Origin of the sequence: Bacteroides muris (ex Fokt et al. 2023) (genome assembly GCF_024704895.1) — a bacterium.
GTDB classification, from domain to species: domain Bacteria; phylum Bacteroidota; class Bacteroidia; order Bacteroidales; family Bacteroidaceae; genus Bacteroides; species Bacteroides muris.
On the sequence record NZ_JAMZEE010000042.1, the window covers coordinates 17,974 to 37,846 of the forward strand.

General features: G+C 47.3%; 17 protein-coding genes. 1 reads left to right on the forward strand and 16 read right to left on the reverse strand.

Features of this window, described 5'->3' with window-relative positions; genetic code table 11:
- Positions 1-670 precede the first annotated feature (670 nt).
- The 7 genes from M1B78_RS14705 to M1B78_RS14735 form a co-directional block, all read right to left on the reverse strand.
- Positions 671-1,366, reverse strand: a complete 696-nt coding sequence (locus M1B78_RS14705) for a zinc metallopeptidase (protein WP_136010752.1) — start codon at positions 1,364-1,366, stop codon at positions 671-673.
- A 141-nt stretch (positions 1,367-1,507) separates the two neighbouring features.
- Entirely contained in the window at positions 1,508-2,812 is a 1,305-nt protein-coding gene (locus tag M1B78_RS14710) for an alpha-L-fucosidase (RefSeq protein WP_257941072.1), read from the reverse strand.
- Positions 2,813-2,915: 103 nt separating this feature from the next.
- Positions 2,916-4,187, reverse strand: coding sequence for an adenylosuccinate synthase (locus tag M1B78_RS14715; protein ID WP_136010754.1), 1,272 nt, complete (start codon positions 4,185-4,187; stop codon positions 2,916-2,918).
- The gene (locus M1B78_RS14720; RefSeq protein ID WP_176469224.1) at positions 4,184-4,672 is read right to left on the reverse strand and encodes a Fur family transcriptional regulator; all 489 of its coding nucleotides are present in this window, start codon (positions 4,670-4,672) and stop codon (positions 4,184-4,186) included. Before M1B78_RS14720 ends, M1B78_RS14715 begins: the two co-directional genes overlap by 4 nt.
- A 128-nt stretch (positions 4,673-4,800) precedes the next feature.
- Positions 4,801-5,475, reverse strand: coding sequence for a DNA alkylation repair protein (locus M1B78_RS14725; protein WP_257941073.1), 675 nt, complete (start codon positions 5,473-5,475; stop codon positions 4,801-4,803).
- 6 nt (positions 5,476-5,481) lie between these two features.
- Positions 5,482-7,530, reverse strand: coding sequence for a dipeptidyl peptidase 3 (locus M1B78_RS14730; protein ID WP_257941074.1), 2,049 nt, complete (start codon positions 7,528-7,530; stop codon positions 5,482-5,484).
- A gap of 103 nt (positions 7,531-7,633) precedes the next feature.
- Entirely contained in the window at positions 7,634-8,107 is a 474-nt protein-coding gene (locus tag M1B78_RS14735; RefSeq protein WP_257932213.1) for a helix-turn-helix domain-containing protein, read from the reverse strand.
- Positions 8,108-8,389: 282 nt separating this feature from the next.
- Between M1B78_RS14735 and recQ the strand changes: the two genes are divergently transcribed.
- Entirely contained in the window at positions 8,390-10,201 is a 1,812-nt protein-coding gene (gene recQ, locus M1B78_RS14740; protein ID WP_257941075.1) for a DNA helicase RecQ, read from the forward strand.
- A 3-nt stretch (positions 10,202-10,204) separates the two neighbouring features.
- On the opposite strand, the gene M1B78_RS14745 is transcribed toward recQ, so the two are convergent.
- The 9 genes from M1B78_RS14745 to M1B78_RS14785 form a co-directional block, all read right to left on the reverse strand.
- On the reverse strand, positions 10,205-11,056 hold the full coding sequence (locus M1B78_RS14745) for a tetratricopeptide repeat protein (RefSeq protein ID WP_257932440.1): 852 nt from the start codon (positions 11,054-11,056) through the stop codon (positions 10,205-10,207).
- Between the two features lie 14 nt (positions 11,057-11,070).
- A complete protein-coding gene (gene cysK, locus M1B78_RS14750) occupies positions 11,071-12,021 on the reverse strand; it encodes a cysteine synthase A (protein WP_136010761.1) in 951 nt (316 codons plus the stop codon).
- Positions 12,022-12,429: 408 nt separating this feature from the next.
- Positions 12,430-13,491 (reverse strand): 3-isopropylmalate dehydrogenase, encoded by a 1,062-nt coding sequence (gene leuB, locus M1B78_RS14755; RefSeq protein WP_257932442.1) that lies wholly within the window; start codon positions 13,489-13,491, stop codon positions 12,430-12,432.
- A 4-nt stretch (positions 13,492-13,495) separates the two neighbouring features.
- The gene (locus M1B78_RS14760; protein ID WP_176469220.1) at positions 13,496-13,738 is read right to left on the reverse strand and encodes a hypothetical protein; all 243 of its coding nucleotides are present in this window, start codon (positions 13,736-13,738) and stop codon (positions 13,496-13,498) included.
- A gap of 12 nt (positions 13,739-13,750) precedes the next feature.
- Positions 13,751-15,286, reverse strand: coding sequence for an alpha-isopropylmalate synthase regulatory domain-containing protein (locus M1B78_RS14765; RefSeq protein WP_136010764.1), 1,536 nt, complete (start codon positions 15,284-15,286; stop codon positions 13,751-13,753).
- Between the two features lie 46 nt (positions 15,287-15,332).
- Positions 15,333-15,740 (reverse strand): GxxExxY protein, encoded by a 408-nt coding sequence (locus M1B78_RS14770; protein WP_257941077.1) that lies wholly within the window; start codon positions 15,738-15,740, stop codon positions 15,333-15,335.
- A gap of 14 nt (positions 15,741-15,754) precedes the next feature.
- The gene (gene leuD, locus M1B78_RS14775; RefSeq protein ID WP_176469217.1) at positions 15,755-16,360 is read right to left on the reverse strand and encodes a 3-isopropylmalate dehydratase small subunit; all 606 of its coding nucleotides are present in this window, start codon (positions 16,358-16,360) and stop codon (positions 15,755-15,757) included.
- 117 nt (positions 16,361-16,477) lie between these two features.
- Positions 16,478-17,872, reverse strand: coding sequence for a 3-isopropylmalate dehydratase large subunit (gene leuC, locus M1B78_RS14780; RefSeq protein WP_257941078.1), 1,395 nt, complete (start codon positions 17,870-17,872; stop codon positions 16,478-16,480).
- 119 nt (positions 17,873-17,991) lie between these two features.
- On the reverse strand, positions 17,992-19,488 hold the full coding sequence (locus M1B78_RS14785) for a 2-isopropylmalate synthase (protein WP_257941079.1): 1,497 nt from the start codon (positions 19,486-19,488) through the stop codon (positions 17,992-17,994).
- Positions 19,489-19,873: the final 385 nt, after the last annotated feature.

The window sequence follows — 19,873 nt, forward strand, 5'->3', positions numbered from 1 at the left end:
AAAGAGAAAGCTAAGGAATTGTAATGCGACAATATTCACTTCTGAACTAAGTGTTCATTTTCGGGCAAAGTTTGATTCAGCATATAACTATATATCAAGCATTTGCTATTTAGGCACAACATTTATACTGTTCTGCATCAAAATAACATTAAAAAATATATTCATGATGCGGCAAATCTACCTGTTGTTCTCATTATTGCTTTGTTGCAATACCCTCTGTTGGTTGCAAAATCAAAGAAGACCATGAACTGAAAGATGAATTCTACAAGGCTTTCAACAAAGAAAAGTTTATGAATCTCTATTTGCGACCCTCTGTCGTTTTGAAATCGCCATATGTAAAGTTCAAAGCAACAGAATGGTCTCTCTATGCAGAGCCGGGGGGCATGCTGAATGTGCCATACCAGAGAGTATGTATTGAGAAAACTCAAAATCCGATGCTAACTGATTTACATCAGCACAAACAAAGACCAATGGCTTGCCATTGATGTACGACTTGACATTTATATGGAATAGGGCCATGTGGTTTCAGCGAGAAGCCATTTATGCAGGGGCGCATACCCTACGCAATCATATGACTTCTGATATTCCACAGCTTTTTCATACTTAAAAGCCAAATCCAGCGCTTTACCGCTCAGGATTTGGCCAGTTTTTATGCCTGTATCATGTGCGTTCAATCTCTGCGTCCCAAGAATATCATGATATAATAAATCAGCGTAGCAAGCGAACCGAGAGCAGCCACTACATATGTATAGGCAGCCGAGCGGAGTGCATCTTCAGCTTGTGCATGATTATATGAATTCGTAATGCCTGAGTTGCTAAGCCATACCAGCGCACGCTTGCTTGCATTGATTTCCACCGGCAAGGTAATGAAGCTGAACAAAGTAGTCAATGCAAACAATATAATGCCTGCCAGCAGCAATTGCGGGAAGGAGTTCAGCATCAAGATACCAGCCAGCAGCAACCACGTCATCCACTGTGAGGCAAAAGAGACTACCGGTACCAGCTTGCTGCGCATTGTCAACGGAGCGTATGCACGCGCATGCTGCACGGCGTGACCACATTCGTGGGCTGCAACGGCAGCAGCCATGATGCTGTTACTGCTATAAACACCCTCACTCAAGTTTACTGTCTTATTGACAGGATTATAATGATCCGTCAGATGTCCGGGAGTATGCGTCACGGTCACATCATAAATGCCATTATCGTGCAGCATCTTCAAGGCCACGTCTGCTCCCGTCATTCCGTTGCCAGTAGGGATTTTAGAGTACTTCTTGAATTTGTTCTGAAGATTCATCTGTACCAGCCAGCTGACGACGGCAATACCAATAAAAATAATCCATTGCATTCCTATCATTCCTGTTCCCATAATTTTCTTTCTTTAAATTGTGAATAAATCAGTCGTTTCTTATTGTATAACAAATAGTCTGCCAAAAATAAAAGGAAACGATGAGCAATGCCAGCGTTTCCTTTATCTTTTAGGAAGAATTAAAGATTTATGATTTCCGATTCATTTTTCAATCTCCACCTCTATCACTTTATCGATATCTGTCGGAACCTCCGGCAAGTAGAGCATCACCCCTCCTTCACACTTACGGAACTTCACTGGAAGACGGTCGGCATACCCCACTGCCTTCCTCACTTTCTTGCCTTCCAACGGCAGGAAAAGAGCCTTGTCCTGCAATTCGAGGATATGCACGAATAATTTATTTTCTCTTTGTGTAGTGACTCCCCAAGGATGCGGAGCAATGCAGCCGCCACGGGTTCCGTAGATGGTTTCACCGTATACCTTCATCCATTCTCCTACTTCTGCCAGACGCTGCAATGCAACAGCAGGCAGCTCACCGTCCGGCTGAGGACCGATATTCATCAGCAGGTTGGCATCTTTACCGGCGGCCTTCACCAAATAGTGTATCAGTGTTTCAGTAGATTTATAATCCTGGTCTGTAATCTTGTATCCCCACATACCGTTCATCGTTTCGCAAGTTTCAAGAGGCAAGGCGCTGATATCCTGACCGGAGAGTCCAGCGCGGTTCTCACCCGGCAGGTCGCGTTCAAAGATTTGTATGTCCTCACCCTCAAAAGGCACCTGATGGTGATTATTCCCCACCAGGCAGGCCGGTTGCAGACGGTGTATCAAGGCATACTGCTCGGGCAGTTGCCAATCAAAATCAGGATTCTGGTCCTGGTCCCACCAACCATCGAACCAGATAGCACCGATTTCACCGTAGTTCGTCAGCAACTCCGTCAACTGGTTGTTCATAAATTTATAATAACTGTTCCAGTCTCCCTTCGGATTCGGGCGCCCCGTTCCGCGTCCGGTACGTCCCCACGGAGCATCTTCACGAAACCAGTCGATGTGCGAATAGTAGAGATGCAGACGGATGCCCTGCTTGTGGCACTCGTCTGCCAATTCTTTCAGAATATCCCTCTTGAAAGGAGTGGCATCTATGATATTATAATCGGAATAACGGGTATGAAACATAGAGAAACCTTCGTGATGGCGAGTGGTGAAGCAGATATATTTCGCACCCGAAGCCTTAATGGCAGCCACCCACTTGGCGGCATCAAATTTGGAAGGATAGAATCCACCTGCCAACTTGGCATATTCTCTATAGTTCAAATCCTTGTTGGTCATAGTCCATTCACCGGTTGCCAACATGCTGTACAGCCCCCAATGCAGGAAAATGCCAAACTTATTATCCCGGAATTCCTGACGGGATTTCAGATTTTCCCCGGTAGGCTGATAAGCCTGCGAGTGTACGGAGGCCGCGAAAGCCACCAATAGCAGAAAAGATAAAAAACGTGTTCTCATGGCAATAAATAAAAAAGGTATGGATTATCGTTTCACACGAATCTTCAGATGAAGCCGCGAAAACCCTGTAATCCATACCTAAGGTTATCAGAATTATTTCTTCTTATTCTTCTGTATAGCGTTCAATAGTTTGTTCACGGTCGGGACCCACAGAAACAATCTTGATGGGCACACCAAGTTGCTCTTCCAGGAATGACAAGTATGCATTGAATTCTTCCGGGAACTCATCTTCACTCTGCATCTTGGTCATATCCGTCTGCCAACCGGGAAGCTCTACATAAACCGGCTCTACAGCCTCGTTGATATCGAACGGGAAGTAATCGATTTCTTCCCCATCCATCTTGTAAGCAACACAAGCCTTGATGGTTTCAAAAGAATCGAGTACATCGCTCTTCATCATAATCAGTTTGGTAACACCGTCTACCATAATAGCATATTTCAACGCCACCAGGTCAATCCAACCACAACGGCGCTTACGTCCTGTCACAGAACCGAACTCATGACCCAGCGTGCAAATCTGGTCACCGGTCTTGTCGAACAGTTCTGTCGGGAACGGACCGGCACCTACACGCGTACAATAGGCCTTGAAAATGCCATATACCTCACCAATCTTGTTGGGAGCAATACCCAGACCGGTACAAGCACCAGCACAGACCGTATTGGAAGAAGTGACAAACGGATAAGAACCGAAATCAATGTCCAGCATTGTGCCCTGCGCACCTTCGCACAATACAGACTTGCCGGCAGCCAGCAGATTATTCATCTCGTGTTCGCTGTCCACCAGCCGGAATTGTTTCAGGTATTCGATACCTTCGAACCATGCCTTCTCCATTTCCGCAAGGTCATACTCATAGTTCAGGCTCTTCAATATCTGTTCATGACGGGCCTTGGCCGCTGCATACTTCTTGTCAAAGTCATGCAGAATGTCGCCTACACGTACACCGTTACGGCTGATTTTATCCGTATAAGTCGGTCCGATACCTTTTCCGGTCGTTCCTACCTTCGCATCTCCTTTGGCTGCTTCGTACGCAGCATCCAGTATGCGGTGAGTCGGCATAATGAGATGTGCCTTCTTGGAAATGTGCAATCGTTCCTTCAAGTTATGCCCGGACGCTTCCAATGATTCGGCTTCCGCCTTGAAGAGAGCCGGGTCGAGCACCACGCCGTTACCGATGATATTTACCTTGTCCCCCTGGAATATTCCAGACGGAATGGAACGGAGCACATACTTCTGTCCTTCAAACTCGAGTGTATGTCCGGCATTCGGTCCGCCTTGAAAACGAGCTACGACATCGTATCTCGGAGTTAACACATCAACGACTTTTCCTTTGCCTTCGTCGCCCCATTGCAATCCTAATAATACGTCTACTTTCATTTTTCTTTTTTATGGTTATTACTCTTTTTCTTCCGTTTATTGGCCCGGTCACACTTGCTGCACAACCCATACATATATAAGGAATAGTGCGTAAGATTAAAACGGCTCAGTTTGGTATTCTCAATGGCATGCTGCAACTCCTCGTTCTGAAACTCGGTCACCTTTCCGCACTGAGTGCATATCTGGTGATGGTGCGTATCGCGATTATAAGATTTTTCGTATTGGGAAGAGTTGCCGAACTGATGCTTGATGACCAGACGAGCATTTATTAGCAAAATGATGGTATTGTAAAGCGTTGCACGGCTGACGCGGAAATTTTCCTGGTCGGCCATCTGTGAATAGAGCGTGTCGATATCAAAATGCCCGTCTATGGAGTAAATGGTATCAAGTATAGCATAACGTTCGGGAGTCTTCCGATGCCCGTTCGCATTCAGATATTCAGTGAATATCTGCCTAACTGTATCTTTCACATTCTGACTTTCCATTTGACGGCGCAGTTTTACAGCCAACAAAGTTAATCCTTTTTTGTGGAAAGCAAACGAGAAAGAGATAAAAATTGCGATAAGGGGAATATTCCCTTACCGCATCAATATTCTATAAGCTTAGAATCAATCTAATAAATTTCCTCTTTTACAAAATTATATAGCAATTGCTCTACATCAGAAGAAGAATTGTCCATGCCTTCCACCCTGCGGCAAACTTGAAAAGAATTGTCCTCGTTTTGCTGCATAAAGCGGCGGATGGCAGTCATGGCAGCATTGCGCACATGATAGGAACCCGACAAAAAAGCCGTTATTGCCTGGTCGAGGAACTCATTCTCAACCCGTTCGCTCATATCCCCTTTCTTCATCAACAGACGGGCAATGGTGAGGAAACCGCAGACCTGCGTGTATTCGTCCTCGCTCGCAATCCAATGGAAAGACTTGGCAGGGGCATAAGGAAGATGTTGGAATAAATTCATGCTGGTAAGTTCCGCGATTTCGATGTTACGGATATCTTCCACCCAGATATCGGCTATCTCGGGCAGGAAACTCTCTGCCGGCTGCAAAAGTCCCGCCAGTATTTTGCACTCTCTGATATCTTCTTTCCACAAAGCCTGAGCCAGGGAGTGGTCTTTCTCATAATCTGCAGCAATACTCTTGATGCGGGGCAGCTCCACGCCAAAGTTCAGCTTATATACCAGTCCTTTCTCACGCATACTTTGGGACACAGCTCCGTTCATGGAGAGGCGGAGCCGTGTCTTTATATCTTTCAGCTGCTGACGCAGCCGTTCTTTAGCATCTATCATACATCATTATTTATTGACAGAAGGCAATGTAGAATAGTCCTTGCCATAACGCAACATCTGTTCCGCATAGCCTTCATCATAAGTCACTGTCACATCTGTTATAGTACCGTTGGCATCCGTCACCGCTTCATATTTCGGATTAACGAAACCCTTATACGGTGCAAGATTCAACTTCTTGTAGCGTTCCAACACTTCGGCATGCAAGGCGGAATCGACCTTCACGGCATAGGCTTCCACCAAATCATGGGCGCCGGCATAGTCGCCGGTGGACTTGATACGCTGTATTTCGGCAAGCAACCGGCCAAACAAGTCGCGCACTTTCTCATAATCGTTTATCACGACGTACGTCTTCCCATCCTTCTTCACCAACTCCACAACCTTCTCCGCCGCACCTTTCTCATACACCCAGCGCGCTATGAGCTGACGGTTGCGCATGTGAGCTTCCTCTACATTGTTGCCCGGCTCGATACGTACAAGCTGTGTCATCAGACCATTCATCAGATAGGTGTAGTATTGAGCCTTATAAGCGTCCGCACTTGGAGTAAGCCCCAGTTCCACCAGCTTCGGGTCGGCCACGTAATAAAGTCCGAACAAGTCGGCGCGCGCCTCTTCGATGGTAGAGCCGTATGCCTTCAACGCATCCGGATCCACCCCCGGGAGCAGTTTACCGGAACCATGCCCCAAACATTCGTGCAGGTCGGTATGCAGTTCGTCCGTCACATCTGCGTATCTATCAATCAGTTGAAGCTCTGCATCGCTATAGGCAAACTCCTCATTGAAGCCATTGCCATGAGCCGCCTTGTTGTAAGCATCTGTAATGTTACCAATCGTAACGGACTTCGAGCCATGATGACTACGTATCCAGTTCGCATTGGGCAGGTTGATGCCGATAGCAGTTGCGGGATACAAGTCACCGGCCAGAATAGCCGCTGTGATTACCTTGGCAGACACACCTTTCACTTCTTCCTTCTTGAATTGTCCGTCTACGGGTGAATGGTCTTCAAACCACTGTGCATTGCTGCTTATCAACTCTGTACGCCGGGTAGCTTCCACGTCTTTAAAATTCACCAAAGATTCCCAGCTCGCCTTCATGCCGAGGGGGTCACCGTAACTTTCGGTAAAACCGTTCACAAAATCAATGCGTGAGTTCAAATCCTTCACCCACAAGATGGCATATTCATCGAATGTCTTCAAATCACCAGTTTCATAGAATTCCACCAGCTTAGCAATTACCGCTTTCTGCCCGGGATTCTCGGCAACCCCTTCCGCCTTCTTCAGCCAGTAGACAATCTTTTCAAGTGCCTGCCCATATAGGCCCCCCACTTTCCAGACTTTCTCCCGAACCTTGCCATCCTCCTTCACCAAACGGCTGTTCAAACCATAGGAGACGGGAGTTTCATCCTGCGGATTCTTCAAGGCATTATAAAAATCTTCGGCTTCCTGCTGCGTCACGCCCTCGTAGTAATTGCATGCGGAAGTCAACACCAAATCTTCGCCGGCAGCCTGGTTCACCCGTTTAGGCATCACTTCAGGGTCAAAAATAACGGGGAACACTTCCTCGCACAGTTGTTCCACACTCTGTCCTTCGGCAAGCGGCAACGTAGCGGCATCCACACTCCGTATAGCCTGCCTGAAGAATTCGGGAGCGAATCCCGGTATGAACTTCTCGCTTCCATAGTGGTGATGAATGCCGTTGGAGAACCATACACGCTTCAGGTACACTTCCATGGCCTTGAAATCGGGAGTGTTCTTATCTCCCTTATAGCCGGTATAGACGGCTTCCAGCATCCGGCGAATAGTCAGGTTGTACTTGCCGTTCTGGTCGAAGAGAATGTCTCTTCCCTGCAAAGCGGCTTCCGTCAAATAATAAACCAGTTCTTTTTGTTTGAGGGACAAATCCTCAAAACCAGGTACGCGGTAACGTAAAATCTGTAAATCTGCAAATTGTTCCACTGTATAGTCAAATTTTTCTGCCTCGGCAGTTGTTTTCGGATTTCCGCCACAAGCCGTCAATAGAGAAAGGGCGGTCACCATAGAAATAAGTCGTTTCTTCATGTGTCGGGAGTAATGGATTGGTATTTCAAAAAAAGAAGAAAAGGAAGTATCCCGAAACAACTGCTCCGGGATATTTCCTTTTTATTCATTCAGTCATACAGAATTATTTTTTCTTAGCTTCTTTTTCTGCGTGTCTTTTACGATATCCATTAGGAGTTTCACCTACATTTTTATAAAAAGCGGCATAAAAGGACTGACGGTTTGCAAAGCCTACCATCGTACTGATTTCCTCTACATTCTTGTCAGCATATCTTTTGTCTGTCAACAAATGCTGTGCTTCCTTTACTCTATATTCATTCAGTAGGCAAGAGTAATTCATGCCGAAGCGTGAATTCACCACTGCAGATAAATAGCGGGTATTGGTCTGCAATTCTTTCGCTAAATCCTTGGCGGAATAATCAGCATCTCTGTACTTCTTTTGTACAACAACGATATTCAAGATTTTGTCATACAGTTCATCTGCCAGTTCCGGCCTTATCAAAGAACGGTAGGCAGCATCCTTTTCTTTCTTTTCGCGCAGGTTGTAAGGACGTTTCTTCGTCTCTTTTTCCTGAACATTGTTTTCTAAATCACTCATTGAATTAACTGGTTAGGGTTGTTCTTAAATCGGAGCATCCAAAGGAAGAGCCCCTTTAGATTTTACAAAAGTCAGACATTTTTTTTTTATATACAACTTTTCCCTATATATTTTTGATAAAAAGACAACAAAAAAGGTTGAAAAGTAGGGGAATTCGGCCACCAATAAGATACTTTAACCTTTAACGGAAACTCATACGATGCGAAATCTTGATGACCTTTCATTTGTAGTATATGCAATAATAAACGTACCTTTGCCGAAAGAAATCCATACTTCCAAATTATGCTGCAAACGCTCAAGACATATTTCGGTTACGACAGTTTCCGCCCCTTGCAAGAAGACATCATACGCCATCTGATGGAGCGTAAAGATGCACTGGTACTGATGCCGACGGGAGGCGGAAAATCTATCTGCTACCAACTTCCCGCCCTGTTGAGTGAAGGCACGGCGGTGGTGGTTTCTCCGCTCATCTCCTTGATGAAGGACCAGGTGGAAACGCTCTGTGCAAACGGCATCGCCGCCGGTGCGCTGAACAGCAATAATAATGAAACGGAGAATGCTTCACTACGGAGTGCATGCATGGAAGGCAAGCTGAAACTGCTGTATATTTCTCCCGAAAAGTTACTGGCGGAAGCCAACTACCTGTTGAGGGACATGCACATTTCCCTATTCGCCATCGACGAGGCGCATTGCATCTCGCAATGGGGGCACGATTTCCGGCCAGAATATACGCAGATGGGCATCCTTCACCAACTGTTTCCCCGGGTTCCCATCATCGCACTTACTGCCACGGCCGACAAAATAACCCGTGAGGATATTATCAAGCAGCTACACCTGAACCAGCCCGGAATTTTCATTTCATCCTTCGACCGTCCCAACCTGAGCCTCACCGTGAAAAGAGGTTACCGGCAGAAGGAAAAGAGCAAGGCCATCCTCGACTTCATCGACCGCCATCCGGGAGAGAGCGGCATCATTTACTGTATGAGCCGCAGCAAGACCGAAACAGTGGCGCAGATGCTTCAGAGACAAGGGATAAGGTCGGCAGTCTATCATGCAGGGCTCTCGCCGGCGCGAAGAGACGAAGCACAAGACGACTTCATCAACGACCGCGTGCAAGTGGTATGCGCCACCATCGCCTTCGGAATGGGAATTGACAAAAGCAATGTGCGCTGGGTGATTCATTACAATTTGCCCAAAAGCATTGAAAGTTTCTATCAGGAGATAGGCCGTGCCGGACGAGACGGGATGCCCAGTGACACCCTTTTGTTCTATTCACTGGCCGACCTCATTCTGCTCACCAAATTCGCAACGGACAGCGGACAGCAAAGCATCAACCTGGAGAAGCTGCAACGCATGCAGCAATATGCGGAGGCAGATATATGCCGCCGCCGCATCCTGCTAAGCTATTTCGGCGAAAACACTGCCTGCGACTGTGGAAACTGTGATGTATGCAAAAATCCTCCCGAACGTTTCGACGGTACAATAATCGTACAAAAGGCACTTAGTGCAATAGCGCGTTCCGAGCAGCAGATCGGAACCGGCATCTTAGTGGACATCCTCCGAGGAAACATGAGTGCCGAAGTTACGGAAAGAGGATATCATCGACTTAAGACCTTTGGAGCCGGGCGTGATGTACCCGCCGGAGATTGGCATGACTACCTGCTGCAAATGTTGCAACTCGGCTATTTCGAAATGGCCTACAATGAAAACAACCATCTGAAAATTACTCAAAGCGGAACAGATGTCTTGTTTGGCAGAGCACGCGCCCGGCTTGTCATCATCCGCCGCGACGAAGCCGTACAAGCAGCCAAAGGGCGCAAGCGCAAGGCTGCAGTGCCGGCCCGAGAATTGCCCTTGGGACTACCCAATGCAGAAAGCGGGGAACTGTTCGAGGCCATGCGCGCTCTGCGCAAACGCCTTGCCGACCAGGAAGCACTCCCTGCCTATATCGTACTGTCCGACAAAGTGCTCCACCTACTCAGCACCTCCCGCCCCACCACCATAGAAGAATTTGGCAATATCAGCGGTATCGGTGAATATAAGAAGAAGAAATACGGAAAAGAGTTTGTGGAGCTGATACGGGAATATAGTTGAATATTATTTACACTGCAACAGCAGTTCCCTGAGTTCACCTTGCGGCACGCCAAGCGAAATGGCTTTTTCGAAGTCACGTTTTGCCAACTCCTTTTTCTTTTGGGAAAGATAAATTTGTCCCCGTATCAAGTAGGCTTCCGTCTGTGAAGAATCCAGCTTAATTGCTTCTTCCAAGTCCATCATGGCCAGGTCTACATGTTTCATATCCTGCTCCACACCCGCACGTGCCACGTAAAGTACGGCATATTGCCGGGTAGTCAGCCGGGTAGCTTCTCCTCCTTTTTCTGCAATCATGGCATTCAATATCGAAAGCGCCGCTTCGTATTTGCCTTCCTTCTGCTCCAGTGTAGCCAACCCCAGACGGCCATTGTAGCTCCGGGGGGCAAGTTTCAGCAGACGTTCATAATCAGACTTTGCAAAATTATAGTTGCGCTGCCGCATATGGATATAGGCACGCATCAGCAAGGCTTCCTGATTGTCGCTCTCCAGGTCCAGCACCAAAGAGTAGTCTATCCGCGCCAAATCATCCTTCCCCAACTCAAGATAAAGAGCGGCACGGTTCATCAGGGCAGGTATGGCACGCGGAGCAATGTTCAATGCCAGCGTATACGAGTCGAGGGCCTGCTCATACCGGTGCTGCCGATGCTGTATCGTGCCCAGGTTGGAGAACAGCAAAGCGTTATGAGGGTTGGCGGGCTCCATCTTCAGGGCTTGTTCAATGTATTTTTCGGCCAACGACAAGCTATCCTGCTCCGTGGCTGCAACCGCACGTTCGCTCAGTTCCTGATAGGTTTGTGAAAAGGCAGGAAACATCGTGGCTCCACACAAAAGGAAAGAAAAAATAAATTTCTTCATGTAATATTCAGTATTTATTCCAAAGGATAGGTATCGAAAGCAAACAGTTCTGTTGACAAATAGCGTTCCCCCGTATCGGGCAGTAGGGCAACAATCATTTTATCCGCAAATTCAGGGCGTTCGGCCAGCAGCCGTGCCGCATATACCGCCGCACCGGATGAGATGCCGGCCAGCAAGCCTTCCGTAGAAGCCAGCTCTCGTCCTCCACGAATAGCCTCGTCATCGGGCACCGGAATAACCTCGTCTACTACAGAAGCATCATAAATGGAAGGAATAAAATTGGCCCCGATTCCCTGGATGCGGTGCGGTGCGTCTTCCCCTCCTTCCAGAACCGGAGAGGAGGCCGGTTCTACAGCCACAACATAGATATTCGGATTATGTTTCTTCAAGGCACGCGCCACTCCACAGACCGTGCCGCCCGTGCCCACACCGGCAACAAAAACAGCAACCCTGCCATCCGTGTCCGTCCAGATTTCTTCTCCCGTAGTATGTTCATGAGTCTTGGCATTGGAGGGATTCTCAAACTGCTGCAAAATAACCGCACCGGGTATCGCGTCGCGCAGCTCTTTCGCTTTGGCAATGGAGCCTGCCATACCTGCCAGCCCGTCGGTCAGTACAATCTCCGCACCCAGGGCTTTCAGCAGATTACGGCGTTCCACACTCATGGTCTCCGGCATGGTCAATATCAAATGATATCCTTTGATGGTTGCCACCATCGCCAGTCCCACGCCGGTATTGCCGCTGGTAGGTTCAATAATCGTGGCTCCGGGTTTCAGGGCTCCGCGTGCCTCGGCATCCTCAATCATGGCAAATGCCACACGGTCCTTCACGCTTCCCGCCGGATTAAAAGATTCCAGTTTTGCCACTATGTTTCTTTTCAATCCGCATTTACGGCTGTATTCAGCCAATTCCATCAAAGGAGTATGCCCAATCAACTCCGTCAGGTTCTTTGCAATTTTCGCCATAATCTCATTGTCTAATACATTCTTCCCGTACACACTTATTGTAACATGGATATGCTGACAAAGATATGCAAATTCCAAGAAATAAACCGCGCGGGAAAGGAAAGATTATGCCGGCATCCATCAAAGCTTAACACGAATAAAGAGGATGAAAGGATATGAAACGATTGGAAAAGGAAGAATGGGAAGGAATAACCATGTCTGACAATCAGCGACTTCCCACTGCAAAGATGATGCACGCTTTTTGCAGTAGTACTGCAAACAAGTTGCAGCGTTACTGCAAATAGGCTTGCAGTGATACTGCAATTGCTTTGCAGCGCGACTGCAACTGCTTTGCAGTGACACTGCAAAAGGTTTGCAGAACTAGTGCAGCGGGAAGTTACCGATCAGAACAGTAATGGGATAGCGGCATCAAGACTTCTTAAGATAGTCTACAATCCACGCGCCCACTTCCTTGGTACCGTATTTGTCGCCACCTTCTACTTGAATCTCCGGTGTACGTACATTCGCATCGAGTGAAGCATCCACTGCCTTACGGATCAATGCCCCTTCCTCTTTCAGGTCGAAGTATTCGAAAAGCATGGCTACGGACAAAATCTGCGCCAGCGGATTGGCTATATTCAAGCCTTTCGCCTGAGGCCAGGAGCCGTGGATGGGTTCGAATACCGGCGTGCTCTCTCCCGTAGAAGCGGAGGGCAGCAATCCCATAGAGCCACTGATGCAGGAACCCTCGTCCGTCAAAATATCACCAAACGTATTTTCCGTAACCATTACGTCAAAGAACTTCGGCTCCTGAATCATCTTCATGGCGGCGTTGTCCACAAACATATAGTCGGTGGTCACTTCGGGGTATTGCGGCGCCATCTCCCGGGCAATCTGTCTCCAAAGACGGGAAGAGGCAAGCACGTTGGCTTTATCCACCACCGTAAGGTGTTTGTTCCGCTTCATGGCATATTCAAATCCGACTTTCAGGATACGTTCAATCTCCGGACGGGTGTACATGTTCGTATCATACGCCTTGTCGTTGTCCTGGTATTTCTCACCGAAGTACATGCCACCGGTCAGTTCGCGGATGCAAAGGAAATCGGCACCATCCACCAGCTCCGCACGAAGGGGAGACTTATGGAGCAGACATTTGAAGGTCTGCACGGGGCGGATGTTGGCAAACAGTCCCAGTTTCTTGCGCATAGCCAGCAAGCCCTGCTCGGGACGCACTTTGGCAGTAGGGTCATTGTCGAATTTCGGGTCACCTACGGCAGAGAACAGTACGGCATCCGCATTCTTACAAGCCTCATAAGTGGCTTCGGGAAAAGGGTCGCCCGTCTTGTCTATCGCGTCCGCACCGCAGATGGCATATTCATAGTTCACTTTATGTCCGAATTTCTCACATACGGCGGTCATCACGTCCACGCCTACGACGGAGATTTCGGGGCCGATACCGTCACCGGCCAATACTGCAATTTTAAAATCCATTGTTTTATTTATTATTTAAAAGTTCACCTATCTTCTTTTTGTTTACAAGATTCTTGCGGCGATACCGGTCACCCCACACAAAACCTGCCGTCAATATAAGGGTATTGATGGCTGACATAAGATACTCGTCCGCATCCAACTCGCCGCTCCACCAACGCAGAAAGAGGTTGAAAGCAAAAAGCAAGCCTGCATACAACGCATAGCATACATAAGGATGCCTCTCAAAAAACGATTTCTTTTTCTCCATGAGATTCATTTCTTATGATTCGTATTCGTCTTCTATGATATTCAGCATCTTCACCGTCGCCTTGATGGCCGCTTCCGTCTGGTCTGCGTCCAATCCGCGTGTACGGAATATCGTATCTTCAAAACTCCAGGTAATAACCGTCTGCACAAAGGCATCGGTACGCCCGCCGGGAGGAATGGTCACGGCATAGTTCGTCAGCATCGGGAACTTACGGCCCAGTGTCACTTTATATATCTTGCGCAAGGCGCGCACAAAAGCATCATACTGGCCATCTCCACTGGAGCTTTCCTCATATTCCTTTCCGTTGATTTCTATCTTCAACGTAGCCATCGGCTTCAGTCCATACGCCAGATTCACAATGTAGCTCTTAAGGCTGACGCGTTCTTCCATTACCCCATGCTTCAAGACATCCGAAACGATATACGGCAAATCTTCCTGCGTCACCAGCTCTTTCTTGTCACCCAGTTCGATGATGCGTGCCGTTACCTTGCGCATGGATTCTTCATCCAGTTGCAGCCCCAAGTCCTCCAGGTTCTTCCGGATATTGGCTTTACCGCTGTTCTTGCCCAGGGCATACTCTCGCTTGCGGCCAAAGCGTTCGGGCAGGAGGTCGTTGCAGTAGAGATTGCTCTTGTTATCACCGTCGGCATGGACGCCTGCCACCTGGGTAAATACATTCTCACCCACAATCGGCTTGTTGGCAGGAATTACAATGCCCGAGTAGGATTCCAGCACGCGGCTCACGTCGTTCAGGCGGCTTTCGTCAATGTTGGTAATGGCATTGAAGTGGTCTTTCAGGATAGCCTGCACACTGGCAAGCGGAGCATTGCCGGCACGTTCGCCCAGACCGTTGATTGTGGTATGCAGGCCTTTGCAGCCACTCAATACAGCAGCCAACACATTGCTCACAGCAAGGTCGTAATCATTATGGGCATGGAAGTCGAAATGGGCATGCGGATAGCGTTTCACCATCTTGCGCATGAACTCGATAACTTGCAGCGGATTCAGCACTCCCAAGGTATCGGGTAGCATATAGCGCCGTATATTCGTCCGGCTTAATGCATCCATCAGCAGAAACACATATTCCGGAGAATCTTTCATGCCGTTGCTCCAGTCTTCCAGATAGACATTCACTACCATATCCTGCTCGTTGGCGTAATCCACTACGGACAGAATATCCTCGATATGCTCTTCGGGAGTCTTCTGCAACTGATAGTTGCAATGCTTCAGCGAGCCTTTGCACAGCAGATTGATGACACGGCAACCGGTCGCATGTATCCAGTCCACCGACGTGTGGCCATCTACAAAGCCAAGCACCTCTACTCTCGGCAACAGATTGCAGCGTGCCGCCCAGTCACAAATCATTTTTACGGCATCAAACTCTCCTTTGGATACCCGCGCAGAAGCCACCTCCACCCGGTCTACCTTCAGCTCCTCCAGTAACAAACGGGCAATCATCAATTTCTCATGAGGCACAAAGGAAACCCCGCTGGTCTGTTCACCGTCGCGGAGCGTAGTGTCCATGATTTCTATTCGGGGATGTTTCATATTGTTGTTTTTATTGTTTAAGATAATGGCACACAGACGACACAAATCAGACGGATGACCGCAGATTTATTTTTCTATCATTAGTGAATAGTTTTCTGCGTATTTGAGGATGCTCGCCAAAGTTAAAAAGAAGTCCTGCCTCTATATCCGTGGATTTAAGATAATTAATCAGTTGTGGCTCATGTCCACGACAAAGACTTGCACACGCTTTCTGTTCGAGAACAATGTGTTTATTCACTACTATATCAGCATAATAATTCCCTGCCAAACAGCCTTTAAAGAAAACTTCAATCTTCTGCTGAACTTCACACAGAAAACCTCTCCGTTGCAATTCCTGAAAAAATACATTCTGATACACTCTCTCCAAGAATCCATAACCCAAAGCATTATAAACATCATAAGATGACTCGATTATCCCATCCGTTTCTTCTTTATATAAATAATCTGTGGCCATCTGTCTAATCTGTGTCATCGGTGTGCCATACCATTCGCCTCATACTCCTCAATCTTCTCCTTGCTCTGCACCAAGAAATCAATGTCATCCAAGCCATTCATCAGGCAATGCTTCTTATAGGCATTGATTTCGAAATGTTCGCTCTTGCCCGTAGCCTTGTTGGTAATGGTCTGTTCGGGCAGGTTCACTTCCACTTCCATCTTCGGATTGGCAGAGATGGAGTCGAACAACTCTTTCAAGAACAGCTCGCTCACCACCACCGGAAGCACAAAGTTGTTCAGTTCATTGTTCTTGTGTATATCGGCAAAGAAACTCGATACCACCACGCGAAACCCGTAACCGGCAATAGCCCATGCAGCATGCTCACGGCTGGAACCGGAACCGAAGTTCTTTCCTGCCACCAGAATCTGCCCGCCGTAGGTGGGGTCGTTCAAAACAAAGTCCTTGTTCAGAGAGCCGTCCGGATGATAACGCCAATCGCGGAACAAATTATCTCCGAAGAACTTTTCCTCACGGGTAGTAGCTTTCAGAAAACGTGCAGGGATTATCTGGTCCGTATCCACATTCTCTAATGGAAGAGGAACACAGGTACTGGTTAATCTATCAAATTTTGCTTTCATCTTCTTATTTACGATTTTACGATTTACAATTCACGATTGAAAATACTCTTGATTTACCTTTGTTGAACGATGGTTGATTTACGAAGCAATTTTAATCGCAAATCGTCCAATCGAACATCAAATCAGCGTTCTGGGATCTGTAATCACACCCGTCACTGCGGCTGCGGCAGCTACAAGCGGACTGGCAAGCAATGTTCGGGCACCCGGTCCCTGGCGTCCTTCAAAATTACGGTTACTGGTAGACACTGCATACTTTCCGGCAGGCACTTTATCATCGTTCATTGCCAGGCAAGCGGAGCAACCCGGTTGGCGAATGGCAAAACCGGCCTCTTCCAAAATCTTGTCCAATCCCTCTTCACGAATCTGGGCATCTACCATCCAAGAACCCGGAACCAGCCATGCCACTACATCCTCTGACTTCCGACGGCCTTTCACAATGGAAGCAAATGCGCGAAAATCCTCGATACGCCCATTGGTGCAAGCACCCAAAAACACATAATCGATCTTCCTACCCAGCAAAGACTCTCCCGGTTGGAAACCCATATAGCCCATGGACTTCATGAAAGAGGTGCGGGCAGCTTCTCCCATTCCTTCGGTAGTAGGAATATGTCGCGTGATGCCCATACCCATACCTGGATTGGTGCCGTATGTAATCATCGGTTCAATATCTTCGGCAGCAAAACAGACTTCCTTGTCGAACACCGCACCTTCATCGCTCTTCAATGTTTTCCAATATGCCAATGCCTTGTTCCATGCCTCACCTTTCGGGGCATATTCGCGTCCTTTGATGTACTCGAAAGTAATCTCATCCGGAGCAACCATACCGCCGCGGGCACCCATTTCTATACTCAGATTGCATAAGGTCAGGCGGCCTTCCATAGTCAGACTGCGCACAGCTTCTCCGGCATATTCCACGAAATATCCCGTAGCACCGCTGGTCGTCATCTTCGACATCATGTACAATGCCACATCTTTTGCCGTCACTCCTTTGCCCAGCTTACCGTCAACAGTGATACGCATCGTCTTAGGACGGGTCTGAAGAATACATTGCGAGGCCATTACCATTTCCACTTCACTCGTACCGATACCGAAAGCCACCGCTCCCATCGCACCGTGGGTTGAGGTGTGCGAGTCACCGCAAACAATGGTCATGCCGGGTAGGGTCAGACCGCGTTCCGGACCTACTACATGGATAATTCCGTTCTTCTTGTCCATCATGCCGAAATGTGCCAATCCAAACTCTTCCGCATTCTTGGCCAGTGTATCTACCTGAGTCTTTGAAACCGGATCTTCAATCGGCTTGTCTTGGTCATGCGTCGGTGTGTTATGGTCGGGCATGCAGAAAATCTTTTCCGGACGGAAACACTTGATTCCACGTTCGCGCAATCCCGAAAAGGCTTGCGGACTGGTTACTTCATGACAATAAAGCCGGTCAATATAAAGCTGTGTGGGACCGTCTTCCACTTTCTGTACCACATGGGCATCCCAGATTTTATCAAATAATGTATTCATATTCTTTAGTTGTTAGTCACAAGCTACAAGAACCTTCTCGGCATCTTACATACGCAACTTGTAAACCATTAATTTTACTTCTTAAACTCCATTACTCGCTATTTGCAGCTCGCAACCCGTCACTCCTTAAACTTATTGATACAGTCGATGTAAGCTTCCACCGATGCCGCGATAATATCGGTATTGGCACCAAACCCATAATAAATATGGTTATCGTATTCCACCTGCATGTGTACCTTACCCATATCGTCGCTACCCTTGCTGATAGCCTGGATGGTGAATTCCTTCAAGGTCATATGGCGGTTGATAATCTTCTTCAAAGCTTTGATAGCGGCATCTACCGGACCGTTTCCACTGGCGGCGGCTTCAAACTTCTCACCGGAGATGTTCAATCCCAGACTGGCAACCGAACGAACCCCTACGCCACTGGTCACCTGAAGATATTCCAGTTTGATACGATGGTTCTGCGTACGATTTGCCCCTGCCAATACCAGAATATCGTCATCATTGATATCTTTTTTCTTATCGGCAAGTTTCAAGAACTCTTCATACACTTTATCCAACTTTTCCTGATCCAGCTGTACTCCCAATACCGACAAACGGTTCTTTAAGGCTGCGCGTCCGCTACGGGCTGTCAATACGATGGAATTATCATCAATACCCACATCGTGCGGATCAATGATTTCGTAAGTCTGTACATTCTTTAACACACCATCCTGGTGGATGCCCGACGAATGGGCAAAAGCATTACGACCTACAATAGCTTTGTTGGGCTGTACCGGCATGTTCATCAAGCTGGACACCATACGGCTGGTTGGATAAATCTTCTGTGTATTAATGTTGGTCTCGATTTCTATGTCCTTGTGGCATTTGATAATCATCGCCACTTCCTCAAGAGAAGTATTCCCGGCACGTTCACCAATACCGTTGATAGTCACCTCCACCTGGCGGGCACCATTCAGCACACCAGCCATTGTATTGGCAGTAGCCATGCCCAAGTCATTGTGGCAATGAGTAGAAATAATGGCATTATGAATACCGTTGACATGTTCCATCAGATATTTTATTTTCGCGCCATACTCACCAGGCAGGCAATATCCCGTTGTATCGGGAATATTTACCACAGTGGCACCCGCCTTGATAACAGCTTCTACCACACGGGCCAGATATTCATTGTCCGTCCGGCCTGCATCTTCTGCATAGAACTCCACATCATCCACATATTTACGTGCATACTTTACGGCAGCCACTGCACGCTCTATAATTTCTTCACGATTGGAATTGAATTTATATTTAATGTGCGGGTCAGATGTACCAATCCCAGTATGGATACGTTTACGCTTGGCAAACTGCAAAGCCTCTGCCGCTACATCAATATCTTTCTGTACGGCACGTGTCAAGGCGCAGATAGTAGGCCATGTCACAGCTTTTGATATCTCAATGACCGAATTGAAATCTCCCGGACTTGAAATAGGAAATCCGGCTTCAATCACATCTACCCCCAAAGCTTCCAGTTGTCTGGCTACCTGAATCTTTTCCACTGTATTCAATTGGCATCCCGGAACCTGCTCGCCATCGCGGAGCGTTGTGTCAAAAATAAATAATTTGTCACTCATTGCTTTATTGTATTTAATTTATGTCCCATAAAAAAAGCCTTTCGCACTTGGAAGTGAGAAAGGCTTCATATGTCATTGCATCTTACATATATATTCACGCACAGCACTCACTTCCACTAAACTTCGCCAGTAGAATAATAATACCACACAGTAGAATATATGTAAAGTTCTGAATCATCATCTTTTTTGTTTTAACGTTGCAAAGTTAGGTATTATTTCGTACTATACAAACAAATTTATTACTTATTTTCGATAAAAAATGTCATTTTATAAGCTTATATTCATTTATCGCTGAAATATATTACAAAAAGAGGTTGTGTCAAAATGCTGGCACAACCTTTTTTTATGCGCAAAGCCCGGACTTTCCCAAGCCCAGGCTTTGTTA